A 15,243-nucleotide genomic window follows, 5' to 3' on the forward strand; every position below is an offset into this window, starting at 1 on the left:
TAGAAACTTTAATTACTGACAACAAGCAAACTAGCAACCATTTCACTCTTCAACCCTAAAACTCTCATGCTCTCAAACCCCGAACCCCGTACCGCATCTACCCTCCTGTAGAAAAGCTTTCGAAAGTGGTCATTCCGCCATCTACAAAAATGCTGGTTCCGGTGATGTAATCTGCCAGGTCACTTGCCAGAAAAGCTGCCAAATTTCCGATATCCTGTGGCTGTCCGATTCTGTTGTAGGGAATAAGGTTCAGCAAAGAATTCAAAGCTTCAGGTGTACTCCATGCATCTTTATTAATTGGTGTCTGAATAGCACCGGGACAGATAGAATTGACCCTGATCTTATCGGCTCCATATTCCTGTGCAAGAGTTTGCATCAGCATTCTTATGGCACCTTTGCTGGATGCATAATTGGCATGTCCTGCCCAGGGGATAATTTCGTGAACAGAACTGATATGAATGATTTTCCCACAGGCAATGGAACGGGACGGGTCTATACCCCGGCGCAGAAATTCTTTGATCGCTTCACGGGCACAGAGAAACTGTCCGGTGAGATTCACTCCTATCACTGCATTCCACTGGTCGATGGTCATTTCGGTAAATTTTGAATCTTTCTGAATTCCTGCATTATTGATAAGGATATCTACGGTTCCGAATTGGGAAACGGTATCCTGAAACATTTTGATCACCTGATCTTCTTTGGAGACATCACACTGGTAGGTGATTCCTTTTCCACCGGTATCTGTAATTTCTTTTAAAACAGCTTTCGCCTCATCCGTTGATCTTTCTGAAGAATGGTTGACAATAACTGTTGCACCAGCAGAAGCCAGAGATTTTGCAATTCCAGAGCCTATTCCGCTGGACGCTCCAGTAACGACCGCTACCTGATTACGAAGTGATATTTCCATATTTTATTATTTGATGTTACTCAAAGTTATGGAAACAATTCAGCAGGATGGAATTATTAAATTTAAATTTTTCTTAAAGTTTTTTATACATCAGGTATTGCGGACCACTTCTTCCCATTCTGCTTTTTCCGTCGTACAAATACCCTGTTTGCAGATAAATATGATAGGCTGACCCATTTTTCTGATTAACTGCCAGAACAATTTCGTCGCAACCGGGAAAATTATTCTTCACAAACTCATCCACGATCTGCATGGCAGCTTTTCCTATCCCTTTTCCCTGTAAGATGGGATTTATGGATAAAGATCTCAGCAAAACAGATTTATTATTGTCAGTTAGTTCAAACTTATCATCCCCAAAATCCAGCACGAAAAATCCTGACGGTTGCTGATTTTCAAAAACAGTCATTGCAAAAGCTTTAGGATCATTTCTCTCCTTTATTCTTTCCAAAGCCTGTTCTACCGTTGAAGTATACTGTTTCTGATTTTCATCCAAAGCATAATTAAGTGCTGCGAAATCTTCCTGTTTAAAAAAATCTAAGCTGACCATACTCTTAATGATGATAAATATCCTGATACATGACACCAGCCCTGATCTCTACCGGAAGTTTGTTGTCTTCCGGAACAATTGGACAATTGTAATCGTAAGCGTTGTAGGCACAATAAGGTTGATAGGATTGATTGAAATCCAAAACAATCATATTTCCTTTTGGAATTTTCAGGTCCATATATTTTCCACCGCCGTAGGTTTCTTTTTCGTTGGTAGCATCCCGAAAGGGAAGAAAAAGGTGGTCTTTATATTTTTCCTGCTTAATCAGGTCGAGACTCTGGTACAAATTCAGGGTGTAAGATTTTCCATCGAGTTCAAATGTTGCTTTTCCGTATTCACGATAAGACTTGGTTTTACCGGAAGAGGTAGGAAGTTCAAAAGGCTGGGGATCTTCAGTTTTACTAAATTTTGCAGTCACTCTGTATTTTAAATCTACAGGAAAGAATGGATGTTTTTTAAAATTGGTAAAATTGTCTCCGCGTAAAGGTGTTTCCTTTGGATTAAGATATTCTGCATTGAGTTCTTTCTGGAATTTTTTGATCTCTTTAATCTCCTTTAAAGCTGTTTTTTGAGCAAAGATAAACAGCGGAGATAACAGAAGTATAATTAATATTTTTTTCATGAACGCTTCAAATTATGAGTAAAACTATGAATTTTTCATGGCATGAAAAGTTAAAATTGTAATAAAAAGACACAATCTGTTTTAAATAATACATGTTCTATTTTCTTTAGCATATTTTTTGACCCATAGTGGACATGGACAGAAAGAAATTCATCAAGACGGGCATTCTCGCCGTATCAGGTTTTTATTTCCTTAACGCTAATCTGTTTCAGGCAATGCAGCCCGAAACCAACAGCCGGGAGAAAGAGGTCATAGATGCTCCAATACTTGTTATCGGCAGCGGATATGGAGGTGCGGTTTCGGCCTTGCGTCTTTGTGAAGCCGGAAAAAAAGTGGTAATGCTTGAAATGGGTCTCAACTGGGAAAAATCCGGAATTCCATTTTCCAATATGCTGAAACCCGGGAAAAGTGCAGCATGGCTGAAAAAGAAAACGATTGCTCCGTTTATGAATATTTTTTCTTTAACGCCTTTTACCGGAACGCTGGACAGAATGGATTTTGAGCATATCAATATCTGGGTTGGACGGGGTGTCGGCGGTGGTTCTCTGGTTAATGGTGGAATGGCCGTTACTCCCAAGGAAAGTTACTTTAAAGAAATTTTTCCTGATCTGGATGCTGAAAAGTTTTACAACACTTACTTCCCTTTAGTTCATAAAGAATTAAAAGTAAATGTTATTGGTGAGCAATTTTTAAAAGACTGTCCTTATTATCAATTTACACGTGTTGGTGAAGAGGAAGCTCATAAAGCTGGTTTTAAAACCATCCGCGTTCCGAATGTCTATGACTTTCAATATATGGAAAAGGAATATAAAAATGAAGTTCCCCGTTCTGCTTTCAATACGGAAGTGATTTACGGAAATAACCATGGTAAGAACAGTCTGGATAAGACTTACCTTAAAAAAGCTTTGGAAACCGGAAATCTTGAAATTCTGGATCTGCATTGTGTTGAAAATATTAAGCTTAATGATGATAAAACCTATACTTTAAATGTTCAGCAAACCGACACTTCCGGAGTTGTCGTTTCTGATAAGATATTCAACTGTAAAAAACTGATCCTTGCAGCCGGAACCATGGGAACTTTGAAACTTTTGCTACAGTCTCATGCCGTCACTAGCCTTCCGATTCACGAACAAATTGGAAAAAACTGGGGCAATAATGGCAATTTTATGACGGGCAGAAACTGGGTAAAACCTTTGTCAGGGGGAACTGGGGCCAAGCAGTCTACGATTCCTGTGGGAGGAATAGATAACTGGGACGACAAGGAACATCCTTTTTTCACAGAGATCGCTCCCCTCCCGATGGGAATGGATGTGGCAACGGCTCTATATCTGCTGATCAATAGAGTGGATAAAAAAGGAGAAGTTTCTTATGATGTAAACACCAAAAAACTGAATTTAGACTGGGATCAGAGTAATACGGCTAAAATGAGGGAGAATGCTGACTATTTTATAAAAAAGATGAATCGGGCCAATGGCGGGACGAGAAGCCATTTTTTATTTAATAATGGTTTCGGGGCAGATGTCTGCTACCATCCGCTGGGCGGCTGTGTACTGGGTAAAGCTACCAATGCATATGGAAAGGTAAATGATCACGACAATCTGTATGTTTTAGATGGCTCTTTAATTCCGGGAACGATTGGTGTTAATCCCTTTGTAACGATTACCGCTATTGCAGAATACTGTATTGAAAATCTGATCAGACAAAATGAATTTGCTTAAGATCAGAGCATGGATTGTACCTCATCTAAGTAGTTTCTTATATCGTCTTCATGCTTCTGAGGATATTCAAAATTAAGTTTCTCTGCTAAAACAGTTCCAAGTTCATGCACCAGATCTGCAGAGGCATGTAAAGCACACCAGTTATCCTCAATATTACTTCCTGAAAACGTAGCTTCTACCTGTGTCCAGAGTTTTGCAGACAGATATTTTTTGAAAAGACGGCCATGTTTATTGGTGGTGATATTTTTCCAGTCGTGAAAACTGGCAATATACCATTCGATCAGAGGAACGAGATAATCTGTCCGTATCACATTTTCAGACATGAATTTAGCATAAAACAGATCTTCACGCTTAAGGCATTTGGCCACATAAGTCGTATCCCACCAGAAATCGTTCATCAATTGCTGAAACTGCTGTTCTGTCGGTTGTTGGATCATGATCGACTGATAGGTTGGCGGCTTTAAATTTTCAGTTAACTGGTCTTTATCAACCAAAACCTTATAACCAACATCCCAGTCGTCGGGAAGTGTTTCTTCCTGAACGTCTTTTAAAAATTCTGATTTTTGATAGAGCTTAAAATCAACTTTCACATGATCGGTGTACAAGACCATTTTCATGGCGTGTTTTCCATCAAAATAAGTATCATCTTCTTCTATCATAGAAACAGGCTCCAAAAAGATATATCCATGTCTTATCGGCCTCATACACCTTTAGGTTTTCAAAGACCAGCTCTATATCAAGGTCACTAAAACTATCTACAGGTGCGTAAGGATTCACCAGCGAACTGGTCAGCAATACAACGCGAATGTCAGGATTGTTTTCTGCCCAACTGATGATCTGTTTCAGTTTTTCCTCCCGCGCTTTCATTGTTTAATAAGATTCTGAAATTTTCACCCGGTAGACATCCAGAGAATTTCTTTTGATAGACTCTACGAAAAATCCGCCTTCTTCGGGAATCACTTCTTGCAGATTAAAACTTTTACAGTCTCTCGGCAATCCGGAAAACACTAAGGTAAACCAGAAATCCCGCATAAACGGGACGGGTGTCCAATTGGGGTAGATCGTAATATTCTCAGCATGAATCAGCTTACTTTTATGTTCAGACTGATTGTCAATAAGATAGGTAGAATTCCATATTCTGATCAGATTTCCTAAAAATGGCGATGCCGGAAAACAGCAGTGTACAATGACCTGCTTCTCCTCTTCAATTTTGGTTTGAAGAGATTCTAGGAGTTCTTTGGCGATAATGGGTTTTACGAGTATTTCTTCCACCTTTTTATAATGTCAATAGTCAATCGTGAATAGTCAATTTTTTAGAATTTATAATTGACTATTCACCATTCACTTTTTTAATATTCTAATTCTAATTTGTCTTTAGTATAGTTTCTTACTTTTTCGGTGAGCTCCGGATTGTGAGCTAGTTTTTGTCCATACGAAGGTACAATTTCCAACAATTTGTCTTTCCACTCTCCCTGTAGTTTTTCAGGGAAACATTTTTCAAGAACATTCAGCATGGCATATACTGCCGTGGAAGCTCCTGGAGAGGCACCAAGCAATGAGGCGATGGTTCCGCTTTTATTCACTACCACTTCGGTTCCGAATTCCAGTTTTCCACCGTCTTTTTCATCTTTCTTGATAATCTGTACTCTCTGTCCGGCTACTTTCAGTTCCCAGTCCTCTTCATTGGCATCTTTGATGAATTCTCTCAGGTGCTGCATTCTCTGGGATTTTGTCATTGCTACCTGCTGAATAAGATATTTAGTGAGAGGCAGGTTGTGCCACCATGCTCCAAATAATGATCTTAAATTTTTAGTATTAACGCTTTCAGGCAGATCCAAATAGCTTCCTTCTTTCAGAAATTTCGTGGAAAATCCAGCAAAAGGTCCGAAAAGAAGTGCTTTTTTACCGTCAATAATTCTAAGGTCCAGGTGAGGCACAGACATTGGCGGAGCATCTACCGTAGCCTGAGTATATACTTTGGCGTGATGTTTTTCAACCAGTTCCTGATTATGACTTACCAGCCACTGCCCGGAAACAGGAAAGCCTCCGTACCCTTCACTTTCTTTAATATCTGAACTATCCAACAGAGGAAGCGCATAACCACCGGCACCGATAAATACAAAATCAGCAACAACTTCCTGTTTGTGATTGTGGATTCTGTCTTTTACTTTCATCTCCCACTTTCCGTCTTCTCTCGGATCAACATCTTTTACTTCGTGGTATAGGAATACCTCAACATTAGAATCTTCCAGCAGGTGTCTTCCCATTTTTCTGGTTAACGTTCCAAAGTTGACATCGGTACCCATATCCATTTTGGTAGCCGCCATCACTTCAGACTGATTTCTTTTGCTCATCACCAAAGGAAGCCATTTTCTGAGCTGTTCATGATCTGTAGAATATTCCATACCCGAGAACAGAACAGATTCTGACATCTTTTCATGACGTTTTCTAAGATATTCAGCATCTTTTTCACCAAATACCAAGCTCATATGCGGACATGAATTGATAAATTCTTTAGGATCCTGAACATATCCTTTGGTCACCAGATAAGCCCAAAACTGTTTTGACATCTCAAACTGCTCTGCAATACTTTCTGCTTTAGTGATCTCAACCGTTCCATCCGGTTTTTCAGGAGTATAATTAAGTTCACAAAAAGCAGAATGCCCCGTTCCTGCATTGTTCCAGGCTGCAGTACTTTCCTTCGCAAACCTGCCAAGCCTTTCGAATATGGCAATTTCAAGATTGGGATCAAATTCGTGAAGCAGTGTTGCTAAAGTGGCGCTCATGATTCCGCCGCCTATCAGTACAACGTCATATTTTGGTTTCGGTGTTCTGCTTGTAAGCGAGTGTGGCATAATTCTAAATTTTACATCAAATTTCGGGAAAAGTTTTAAAAACTGAGTTTTGTTTTATCAATTTTAACAGCATAAAGTTTTCGTATTTTTGAGTTATCTGAACTAATTTTTCAAATCAATGACATACAAACCTACTCTTAGGTACCACAAAAAGGAGAAAAATGATCCATTATTTCACAAAAAATTATTTTTTTTACAGTGAATTTTTATCGAATAAAATACAAAAACAGTTCAATTTTAATCTAATACAATTATAAGATCACTTAAGTTCAGGCAAAGAAAAGTCCCTATGCACGATTGTTTACAAAAACAAAAATTATCAACAAATAGTGATATGCATGAATATTTCATAATAAATACTCCACAATAAGTGAAAAATAACAACATTTTTAGATTAAAATCTATAAAATATTCAAAAATACAACTGTTTATTTATGTAACTTGCATTAAAATAGTACGATACTCATTAAATCGTATTAGAATTATTTCGAATTTAAAATAACAGAGATGAAAATTTTTAACCTGGTGGGTATTTTACTCGCCTCATTACTCTTTTCGCAAAGCGGAAATGTAGGAATCAACACGCCCACACCGGACAACAGTGCCATTTTACACATTGAAAATTTTAGCGGAACACCTGCAACTGCTACAGCTACCGTATCTGGTGGGGTGGTCACTGCAATTAACATTACGAATGGAGGCAGCGGCTACACAAGCCCCCCCACCATTAATTTTTATGGCGGAGGTTCTGTTGTAAGCGGAGGTTCTAAGGCGAAGGCTACGGCCACAGTTTCAGGAGGTGTAATTACAGGTATTACAATCAACAGTGGAGGTACAGGCTATACCATTGCACCAACTGTCGTAATATCCGGAGGGAATAAAGGACTTTTATTTCCAAGTTTGAACATAGCCAATCTAAGCAGCACTACTACTCCGGTAGCTTCACCAGCTGATGGTTTGATAGCGTACAATGGAGGTGCAAACAGCAATAACAAAGCTCTGCATTTCTTTAATTCTACCACCAGCCAATGGCAAAGCTCTCTTGATGCTGAAGACACCCCCAAGATTGCCTATATACAGCTTACTGGAAACCTACCTTTACTGGATAACTCTATTCAGGGGATCAGTGACAGGCTTTTAAAGAATCCTCTTTCGGTATCAGCGGTTTCTAATATTAACGGTTTTAAAGTATTACCTAATGATAATGCTTATTCTTTAATTTTACCACAAGGAAATTATTTGGTAGAAGTAAATCTGAATCTTAACTCTCCACAAGAAAACCCTGCAGGATTTAACGGAACAGCTCCTTTAACGGGAAGTACATTCTATCTTATGGGCTACTTCATAGATTTTTACAGGGATGTGTATAATAATTCAACAGGAGTTTTTACAGCAGGAACCTCTTCGAGAAAAGAAATTCCCATTGTCTCTAAAGTGAATACCAACCATCTTGCTACATGGTCATTCTATTACAGTATCCCTGCTAATGCTGATGCCAATATCATAGGAGCACTAAGATTATACCTTGGAAGAATGCAGGGAAGTACATTCTATGACCTGGTAAACGTTATCGGAGACGAATCTTACATTAAAATATCTAAGCTTTAAAAACATGAAAAAAAATTATATCTTACCCCTATTATTAGCTTTTACTAATATGATCTGTGCACAGGTTGCTATAGGGCAAACCAGTGTCAACAGCTCCGCAGTATTAGAAGTATCTAGTAATACTAACAAAGGAGTCCTACTCCCAAGGGTAGACATTATCGACATTCTGAATAATACTTCACCCGTCAACTCACCTGCAAATGGGCTGGTTGTCTACAATAAAGGAAATACAATAGGCCCCGGACTCTATATTTGGAAGAACAGCAAATGGAACCAGGTAGCGGATACGTATAATCTTGTCAGTTATCTGGTCCTGCAAAGATCCACAGATTACACTGTATTGGGAGGTGTTGCCAATGGTACTTACAAAAATTTCAATGATGCAGCTTTTACAGTTGTTTCTAATGATATTGGTGCATCTTACAATTCCGGCACCGGACTTATTACATTGCCAGGAAATAGCGGATATCTTGTAAATCTTTGTTTAGACATAAGAGATACGCAAGAAAGCACGACGGCAGGTATAGGAGGAACCCCTCTGCATGTGCATCAATACACTCTAAAACTCATAGATCCAGGTACAGGTACTCAGTATGGGAAAACACTCAGCATCAATGCGATGTCTATTGCAAGTAACAAAGTACATACACTTAATTTGAGTTTTTCATTTGTAACTTCTTCTGCAACACCTATTAATCTTTTACCGGCTATCGCGCACGCGGCAGGAGGTACTTACCAATCAGGAGCAGGAGGTACCGCTCCTAATAACGGAGAGATCATTATCACCAACGCAAAAGTAGATATCCAAAGATCTGCGCTAAACCAATAATTAACAGGAAATGAAAAAATATATTCATACCATCTACTTCATATTGATTATTTTATCTTTTAATATGAAAACGAGTGCACAAGTCGGTATTAATACCAACGCCCCAAATGCCAGCAGTGTTTTAGATATCAATTCATCCAATAAAGGGGTCCTTTTTCCTCAGTATGACTTAACAGTTCTGAACAGTACTTCTACCCCCGTTGCTGCTCCGGCAGAGGGATTAATGATTTATAACAAAGGCGGAGCATCTACCTACCCTAAAGGATATTACATCTGGATAAGAGACCAATGGCAGAGAGCGATCCTTGCCGGATCAGAACCACAGATTATGTCGCTTACCAACATCACCGTTACGCCCCCTAATATATTGATTGCAACTAACAGCTCAAATAATGTAGTTCCCAATCTTGTAGTGGGTGTTAATAAAATTGCAGGCGCTTCACTTGCTGCGGACAAATCAACAATTACCCTGCCGGCAGGAACTTATATTTTCAGATATTCTACTGATACTGTTACTGATACTAATAACACAGGACCAGTAAACACAACTTATCTGTCAAAAAACTTTGTCTGTACAAGGTCTTATCTGATTAATGCTGCCACTAATACGAATTTGTCAGAATTTAACAGAACGTGCCAGTTAACTGATACTTTCACTTTTTTCCAGGGAACTTTCTTTTTAAAATTGACTGTACCTACTACAATCAAACAAAAATTTGAATTTGATACGGGAAATGGTTTTACCGGAAGTAATCTATTGATCAGGTCTTCCTTTTCATTAACAATTACTAAAATGGCTCAGTAGTGTTCAAAAAAATAAGGCTTTAAATAATTTAAAGCCTTATTTTTTTAATTCAGTTTTGCAGTCAGTTTTTTAAATTGCTTTTCTGCATTTTTGCCTTCATAAAGGATTGCGTAGATCGTATCTATGATGGGCAGTTTAAGATTTTTCTGTTTAGCTGTTTTATAGATGGAATCTGCTGCATAATACCCTTCTGCTACCATGTTCATCGACTGGATCGCTGATTTTACGGTATATCCTTTTCCGATAAGATTTCCTAAACTTCTGTTTCTTGAGAAAAGTGAGTATGCTGTTACCAGAAGGTCACCCAGATAAGCACTTTCATTAACATCTCTTGGGGCCTCGTATATGGCTTCCAGGAAGATTTCCATTTCACGGATCGCATTGGAAACAAAAACAGCAGTGAAGTTATCTCCATAACCCAATCCGCTTGCTATTCCGGCCCCGATGGCAAAAATATTTTTAAGGATCGCGCTGTACTCATTTCCTAAGATATCCTTACTGGAATGTACTTTGATAAAATCTGAACTGAAAATTCCGGTCAGCTTATCTGCTGTTTCGTCCTCTACTGCTGCAACAGTAAGGTAAGAAAGTCTTTCCATCGCTACTTCTTCTGCGTGACATGGTCCTGCTATAACGGCTTGGTTTCTGAAACCAATTTTGAATTCATCTCTTAAATAATGCGCTACCACATCATTTACTTTAGGAATGATCCCTTTAATCGCAGAAACAAAGATCTTGTCACCATATTCACAGGTCATTTTATCCATCGTATCCGACAGATAAATAGAGGGCGTTGCCAGTACGATGACATCGCAGGCACTCACCAGCTCATTAATATCTGTTGTAAGTTTCAGACTTTTAAGATTAAAATTAACTGCCGTAAGGTAAGACGGGTTGTGTCCGCGAAGCTCAATAGCTCCTTTTACGAATTCACTTCTTACACACCAGTGTACCACTTTACAGTTTTCAACAAGCATTTTTACGATAGCAGTTGCAAAACTTCCACTGCCTACTACCCCTACAGAAACTTCATTTTTATTCTTTTTCGGATGTGAAGATTCTGAAATTATTTTCTTTTTAGCCATAATTGAAATGTGAACTGCAAATATATTAAAACAAAGACGGAACAGGGACTTTGGGGCTATGATAAAAGCTACTTTCTGAAAAAATTAACACTTCAACACAATTAAATATCTAATTAGACGTTAAATACAGAAAAAACTAAGTTTTCTTTAAAAATATCCTCCAAAGAGTATTTTTAATTAAATTTGCACGCTTAAACCGTTTTGTAATATACTAAGAGAAGAAATATGAAGAAATTTCTAAACAGCAAGAAGAATGTGAATATTCTCCTCGGAGGACTTTTGCTGGTAGTTTTTGCACAGGCCATCTTTATCGCCAGGTTATTTTCTGAAAAGGATGACAAGATGTATGAAGTGAACCTCGTTAAAATAAACACTGAAAAAGACAGTGTAGATTATTTAAAAATGAAAACTGATCTTACTATGGTAGATCAGACTGTGGCTGAGCTTAATTCATTTCTGAAATCCAAAAACATCAGTGATCAAAAGCTGATGATCCTCAGTAAGGACAGTATCTCCAATTCTGTATATCTGGCCAAACAAGCCAACCGCTACAGCCAATATTTGATGAATCTTCAAAAAAAGCTGATGGAAGTTCCACTTGGAATGCCTACCGACGGATACATTTCCTCTAATTTCGGCATCAGAAAAAATCCAATTCCTTTTAAAACCGTATTTGCTTCTGTGAAATCAAGTGCCGCAGAATCTAAACCTGTAGCTGCTGCAGCTCCTAAACCGGAAGTAAAAGCTGAACCCGTTGAAAAAATCATCGAATTAACAGACAGCTACGGCAATAAAAGAGAAGTAAAAGTAATGGTAACGCCTAAAGCAGCACCTTCTGCTCCGACACCATCACCTGCCGCTGCTTCAACGAAAGCGGTTGCCGGCAATTCTTCAGCTAAAGCTCCTGTAGAAAAGAACAATCCACCTGCTGAAGCAGACCAGATGCAGTTTCATAAAGGACTGGACATTGCGGTTGCTTTCGGTTCAGATGTAAGATCTGCTGCTGCGGGAACAGTTATATTTTCCGGTCAGAAAGGCGGTTACGGAAACTGTGTCATCGTGTCTCACGGAAATGGATTGGCTACGCTTTACGGTCATTTATCCCAACTGATTTCTAAAGTCAATGAGAAAGTAAAAGTAGGACAGGTTATCGCTAAATCCGGGAATTCCGGACGTTCAACAGGACCGCACCTTCATTACGAAGTCCATAAAAACAATACACCGGTGAATCCGAAATTGTTTATGAATCTATAAAAAAATGGCTGTCTGTTTGACGGCCATTTTTTATTCAACACGATTCAAAAGATACTCTTTGTCATCTGAAAAATCTGTGGAAGATTTTATAAAAAAACTCTTGATTTGAGTTTTAAACCATTAAGATCCTATTAAGTTTTTAAGATGATTAAGATAGCTGCGCTTGAAGATAAGCTGCCTAAAATCTATCTGATTTTCTTAACAAAGCTTAATCCCTTCAATACACTTAATGGTTCAGAAAATTTGACAACATTTTATTTAACGCAAAGTTTATCATATGAACTGTAAGCTTTAGGAGACAAAGATGGAATCAATACATTGATTCGATGAAGCAGATGGTTTAATTATGCTTAATTTAAAAACATTTCGGACAATTGTTATTTAATACAATTCAAAAGCTAAAAATCTATGTCATCTGAAAAAATCTGTGGAAGATTTTATAAAAAAACTCTTGATTTGAGTTTTAAACCATTAAGATCCTATTAAGTTTTTAAGATGATTAAGATGAGCTTCGCTTGAAGATAAGCTGCTTAAAATCTATCTGATTTTCTTAACAAAGCTTAATCCCTTCAATACTCTTATGGTTCAGTTTAAAAATTTGTGTACCCTTAATGATCTGTGGAAGATTGATTCACCCAAAAACTGCCATCATGTGATGGCAGTTTTTTATTAAGTCTATTATTTCAGGATTTTAAGCGTTCCTTTCAGATGAGTGAATGACCCGTTAGGTTCTGCAATATTAGTATAAATTATATTTTTGTTATAATCCTGAACATGAGTGATGTTGGAACCTAGTTTTGGTTCATGCCAGTATACCATAAAGACATTCTTTGCCACTTCTACAGCAGTGTACTGTACGGTATCTGTATTTCCTTTTACGTTTCCGGAAATTCCTGTGAAAGACATTTCTTTATTGTCCTTGAAATTCAGGAGGAATTTAAACGTTCCGAAATCGGCTTCTACTTTGTTTCCTATGGCCGGATACGGTGATCTCAGATCCCAATCGATTTCTCCAAAGAAAACTTTCGCTCCCATTTCCAGTTCATCTTTTCCATGAAGATCAGGATATTTTTTAACCATAAAATCTACAACACCGGAAGATGTTTTGTTTTCAGTGACTGCTTTCTTATAGTTTTCAAGATAGTTTTTAACGAAATCAAGAGATTGAGGAGATAGGGACAATTTTGCGAAATGAGAAGGAACGACCTGTTGAGGCTGTAATGCTTTCATCGCATCAATCTGTCCGATCCACTGATCAATCGCCTTCATATTCTGAGTATCTGCCATCCAGATATGGGAATCTACAGAAACAGAAATACCGCCGGCCACTGTTTTTAAAGATGGAATCCATACAAAACTGTGAGCAGGATCTTCAGCATTTTGTTTTATCTCAATCTTGTTTCCTTCTAAATCAGGAATTGCATTAGCCGCTTCCGGAATAATGATCTCTGAGGGAGCATCTTCTTTCAGCTGTGGTTTCCATACCGCCATTTTATCATCTTTTGAAGCGGATATAAGGTAAGCGGTCTGCGCTGTTGAGATGATTTTTACATTCGGAAATGCCTTTTTAATGACATCTAAACCAAAATAAAAATCGGGATCGCTGTGGGAAATAAAAACTGTTTTCAGGTTTTTCCCTGTTGCCTTAATCTCCTTTACCAACTGCTCTGCATACTGCTTTTGAAATTGGGCATCAATCAGTATAGCATCTTTATCTCCGTAAACAATGGTAGACGTAATGGGAAAAATAGCCTTGGGGCCAGGATTGTAAACCTTAATCTTTAAATTCCCTGCCAGCATTATACTTACAAATCCAAGTAGGGTCAATAGTGATAATAATTTCTTTTTTAACATTGTCTATTTTTTTATGAATTAGTATGCTGCTGTAAAACGCTCACGGATATGGTTGTTCTGTTCCAGTTCGTCTACCAAAACGGCTGCAACATCTTCCACAGAAAGACGGCTTCTTCCGTTCTCATCAACAACAGGAGTTTCCAAAGAGGTTCTGTATTTACCTGTTCTTTCTCCTACATTCGCCTGGTTCATTTCAATGGCAGGGCTGAAGAAAGTCCAGTCCAGGGTACTGTTTTCTTTGATTTTGTTTAAATAATCTCTTGCTGCTGTAGCACCTGGTTTGTAAGCTTCAGGGAAATCCGGAGTATCTACAATCTGTACGTTGTCCGGAGTATAAAGGCTTCCTGCCCCTCCTACTACGATTAATCTTTTTACGCCTGACTTTTCTACTGCTTTTTCAATATTAATGGAACCATTTAGAAAATCATTGTAAAGATTTGGATTTGTCCAGCCCGCGTTGAATGCACTGATTACTGCATCACTCCCCTTCAAAGCTTCTGCAAGTTCTTCTGTGTTATTTACGTCAACACTTTTTGCTGTTACATTTTCTTGTGATTCTACCTTAGAAGCATCTCTTACCAAAGCTTCTACAGCATATCCTCTTTCTGCTAATTCATTGACTACTTTTTTTCCTACAAAACCGGTTGCACCGATTACTGATACTTTTTTCATAATATTTTATTTTAAAATTAAATTGTAATAAAACTTGTTACATTTATGGTTAAAAAAATTTTATTCGAACTGCTCCGAAAATTCCTTCAGGGATTTATCTCCTAAAAACTGAGTAACCAATTGATCTGTTTCTTCAAATAATGTATTTAAATGACTATTGATTTCTTTACCTACGCTACATGCCGGATTAGGATTCTGATTTTTTTTCCCTAAAACTTCGGTATTCTTTACCGCTCTGTAAATCTCTGAAATACTAATCTGATCTGCACTCTTAGCAAGCTGGCTTCCACCATCCTTCCCCTGTCTGCTGGCAATAAGACCTGCTTCTCTCAATACGCTGATCTCCTTACGGACAATCACTGGATTTACGTTGATGCTGCCCGCCATCCATTCAGAAGTGAGCCACTCCTGAGGACTTTTTGCCAATAAGGTCATGATATGTATTGCCGTAGCAAATCTTGTATTGTTCATTGTAATTACAGGGCAA

Annotated in this window: 14 protein-coding genes and 1 pseudogene; 5 read left to right on the forward strand and 10 right to left on the reverse strand. The window is 38.2% G+C overall.

Going from position 1 to position 15,243, the window contains the following annotated elements:
- Positions 1 to 97: 97 nt before the first annotated feature.
- The 3 genes from NZD88_RS05965 to NZD88_RS05975 all read right to left on the reverse strand — a co-directional run bounded on the left by NZD88_RS05965 (position 98) and on the right by NZD88_RS05975 (position 2,076).
- Positions 98 to 907, reverse strand: a complete 810-nt coding sequence (locus tag NZD88_RS05965; RefSeq protein WP_259828175.1) for a glucose 1-dehydrogenase — start codon at positions 905 to 907, stop codon at positions 98 to 100.
- 73 nt (positions 908 to 980) lie between these two features.
- Positions 981 to 1,454 (reverse strand): GNAT family N-acetyltransferase, encoded by a 474-nt coding sequence (locus NZD88_RS05970; RefSeq protein WP_259828177.1) that lies wholly within the window; start codon positions 1,452 to 1,454, stop codon positions 981 to 983.
- A gap of 4 nt (positions 1,455 to 1,458) precedes the next feature.
- Positions 1,459 to 2,076 carry a DUF1684 domain-containing protein gene (locus NZD88_RS05975; protein WP_259828179.1) on the reverse strand — a complete coding sequence of 206 codons (618 nt, stop codon included), beginning with the start codon at positions 2,074 to 2,076 and terminating at the stop codon, positions 1,459 to 1,461.
- A 134-nt stretch (positions 2,077 to 2,210) separates the two neighbouring features.
- Between NZD88_RS05975 and NZD88_RS05980 the strand changes: the two genes are divergently transcribed.
- The gene (locus tag NZD88_RS05980; protein ID WP_259828181.1) at positions 2,211 to 3,794 is read left to right on the forward strand and encodes a GMC family oxidoreductase N-terminal domain-containing protein; all 1,584 of its coding nucleotides are present in this window, start codon (positions 2,211 to 2,213) and stop codon (positions 3,792 to 3,794) included.
- Positions 3,795 to 3,796: 2 nt separating this feature from the next.
- Here NZD88_RS05980 and NZD88_RS05985 read toward each other — a convergent pair.
- From NZD88_RS05985 to mqo, 3 genes and pseudogenes are all read right to left on the reverse strand, one after another.
- Positions 3,797 to 4,661: pseudogene (locus tag NZD88_RS05985) on the reverse strand (AadS family aminoglycoside 6-adenylyltransferase).
- Positions 4,662 to 4,664: 3 nt separating this feature from the next.
- Positions 4,665 to 5,066: a hypothetical protein gene (locus NZD88_RS05990; protein WP_169236584.1), complete on the reverse strand. Its 402-nt coding sequence runs from the start codon at positions 5,064 to 5,066 to the stop codon at positions 4,665 to 4,667.
- Positions 5,067 to 5,143: 77 nt separating this feature from the next.
- Positions 5,144 to 6,649, reverse strand: a complete 1,506-nt coding sequence (gene mqo, locus NZD88_RS05995; protein WP_259828184.1) for a malate dehydrogenase (quinone) — start codon at positions 6,647 to 6,649, stop codon at positions 5,144 to 5,146.
- A gap of 507 nt (positions 6,650 to 7,156) precedes the next feature.
- Between mqo and NZD88_RS06000 the strand changes: the two genes are divergently transcribed.
- Genes NZD88_RS06000 through NZD88_RS06010 form a run of 3 tightly spaced genes read left to right on the forward strand, consistent with a single transcriptional unit; the run spans position 7,157 to position 9,891 of the window.
- Positions 7,157 to 8,257 carry a hypothetical protein gene (locus NZD88_RS06000; RefSeq protein WP_259828186.1) on the forward strand — a complete coding sequence of 367 codons (1,101 nt, stop codon included), beginning with the start codon at positions 7,157 to 7,159 and terminating at the stop codon, positions 8,255 to 8,257.
- 4 nt (positions 8,258 to 8,261) lie between these two features.
- Positions 8,262 to 9,086: a hypothetical protein gene (locus tag NZD88_RS06005; protein ID WP_259828188.1), complete on the forward strand. Its 825-nt coding sequence runs from the start codon at positions 8,262 to 8,264 to the stop codon at positions 9,084 to 9,086.
- A 10-nt stretch (positions 9,087 to 9,096) separates the two neighbouring features.
- Positions 9,097 to 9,891 (forward strand): hypothetical protein, encoded by a 795-nt coding sequence (locus tag NZD88_RS06010; protein WP_259828190.1) that lies wholly within the window; start codon positions 9,097 to 9,099, stop codon positions 9,889 to 9,891.
- Positions 9,892 to 9,935: 44 nt separating this feature from the next.
- Here the strand turns inward: NZD88_RS06010 and NZD88_RS06015 are convergent, their stop codons facing one another.
- On the reverse strand, positions 9,936 to 10,976 hold the full coding sequence (locus tag NZD88_RS06015; RefSeq protein ID WP_259828205.1) for an NAD(P)H-dependent glycerol-3-phosphate dehydrogenase: 1,041 nt from the start codon (positions 10,974 to 10,976) through the stop codon (positions 9,936 to 9,938).
- A 225-nt stretch (positions 10,977 to 11,201) separates the two neighbouring features.
- Here NZD88_RS06015 and NZD88_RS06020 point away from each other — a divergent pair, with 225 nt between their 5' ends.
- The gene (locus tag NZD88_RS06020) at positions 11,202 to 12,230 is read left to right on the forward strand and encodes a M23 family metallopeptidase (protein ID WP_259828206.1); all 1,029 of its coding nucleotides are present in this window, start codon (positions 11,202 to 11,204) and stop codon (positions 12,228 to 12,230) included.
- Between the two features lie 678 nt (positions 12,231 to 12,908).
- Here the strand turns inward: NZD88_RS06020 and NZD88_RS06025 are convergent.
- Genes NZD88_RS06025 through NZD88_RS06035 form a run of 3 tightly spaced genes read right to left on the reverse strand, consistent with a single transcriptional unit; the run spans position 12,909 to position 15,227 of the window.
- Entirely contained in the window at positions 12,909 to 14,084 is a 1,176-nt protein-coding gene (locus tag NZD88_RS06025) for an MBL fold metallo-hydrolase (RefSeq protein ID WP_259828207.1), read from the reverse strand.
- An 18-nt stretch (positions 14,085 to 14,102) separates the two neighbouring features.
- Positions 14,103 to 14,756: an NAD(P)-dependent oxidoreductase gene (locus NZD88_RS06030; protein WP_169236579.1), complete on the reverse strand. Its 654-nt coding sequence runs from the start codon at positions 14,754 to 14,756 to the stop codon at positions 14,103 to 14,105.
- Positions 14,757 to 14,816: 60 nt separating this feature from the next.
- The gene (locus NZD88_RS06035) at positions 14,817 to 15,227 is read right to left on the reverse strand and encodes an Rrf2 family transcriptional regulator (protein WP_259828211.1); all 411 of its coding nucleotides are present in this window, start codon (positions 15,225 to 15,227) and stop codon (positions 14,817 to 14,819) included.
- Between the last annotated feature and the right edge of the window lie 16 nt (positions 15,228 to 15,243).

The organism is Chryseobacterium pyrolae, assembly GCF_025153485.1.
GTDB classification, from domain to species: Bacteria; Bacteroidota; Bacteroidia; order Flavobacteriales; family Weeksellaceae; genus Chryseobacterium; species Chryseobacterium antibioticum.

What these genes read in the sequence shown, in the direction of transcription:
- NZD88_RS05965 (WP_259828175.1), bottom strand. Translation starts at nt 907, where the DNA reads ATGGAAATATCACTTCGTAATCAGGTAGCGGTCGTTACTGGAGCGTCC.
- NZD88_RS05970 (WP_259828177.1), bottom strand. Translation starts at nt 1,454, where the DNA reads ATGGTCAGCTTAGATTTTTTTAAACAGGAAGATTTCGCAGCACTTAAT.
- NZD88_RS05975 (WP_259828179.1), bottom strand. Translation starts at nt 2,076, where the DNA reads ATGAAAAAAATATTAATTATACTTCTGTTATCTCCGCTGTTTATCTTT.
- NZD88_RS05980 (WP_259828181.1), top strand. Translation starts at nt 2,211, where the DNA reads ATGGACAGAAAGAAATTCATCAAGACGGGCATTCTCGCCGTATCAGGT.
- mqo (WP_259828184.1), bottom strand. Translation starts at nt 6,649, where the DNA reads ATGCCACACTCGCTTACAAGCAGAACACCGAAACCAAAATATGACGTT.
- NZD88_RS06000 (WP_259828186.1), top strand. Translation starts at nt 7,157, where the DNA reads ATGAAAATTTTTAACCTGGTGGGTATTTTACTCGCCTCATTACTCTTT.
- NZD88_RS06005 (WP_259828188.1), top strand. Translation starts at nt 8,262, where the DNA reads ATGAAAAAAAATTATATCTTACCCCTATTATTAGCTTTTACTAATATG.
- NZD88_RS06010 (WP_259828190.1), top strand. Translation starts at nt 9,097, where the DNA reads ATGAAAAAATATATTCATACCATCTACTTCATATTGATTATTTTATCT.
- NZD88_RS06015 (WP_259828205.1), bottom strand. Translation starts at nt 10,976, where the DNA reads ATGGCTAAAAAGAAAATAATTTCAGAATCTTCACATCCGAAAAAGAAT.
- NZD88_RS06020 (WP_259828206.1), top strand. Translation starts at nt 11,202, where the DNA reads ATGAAGAAATTTCTAAACAGCAAGAAGAATGTGAATATTCTCCTCGGA.
- NZD88_RS06025 (WP_259828207.1), bottom strand. Translation starts at nt 14,084, where the DNA reads ATGTTAAAAAAGAAATTATTATCACTATTGACCCTACTTGGATTTGTA.
- NZD88_RS06030 (WP_169236579.1), bottom strand. Translation starts at nt 14,756, where the DNA reads ATGAAAAAAGTATCAGTAATCGGTGCAACCGGTTTTGTAGGAAAAAAA.
- NZD88_RS06035 (WP_259828211.1), bottom strand. Translation starts at nt 15,227, where the DNA reads ATGAACAATACAAGATTTGCTACGGCAATACATATCATGACCTTATTG.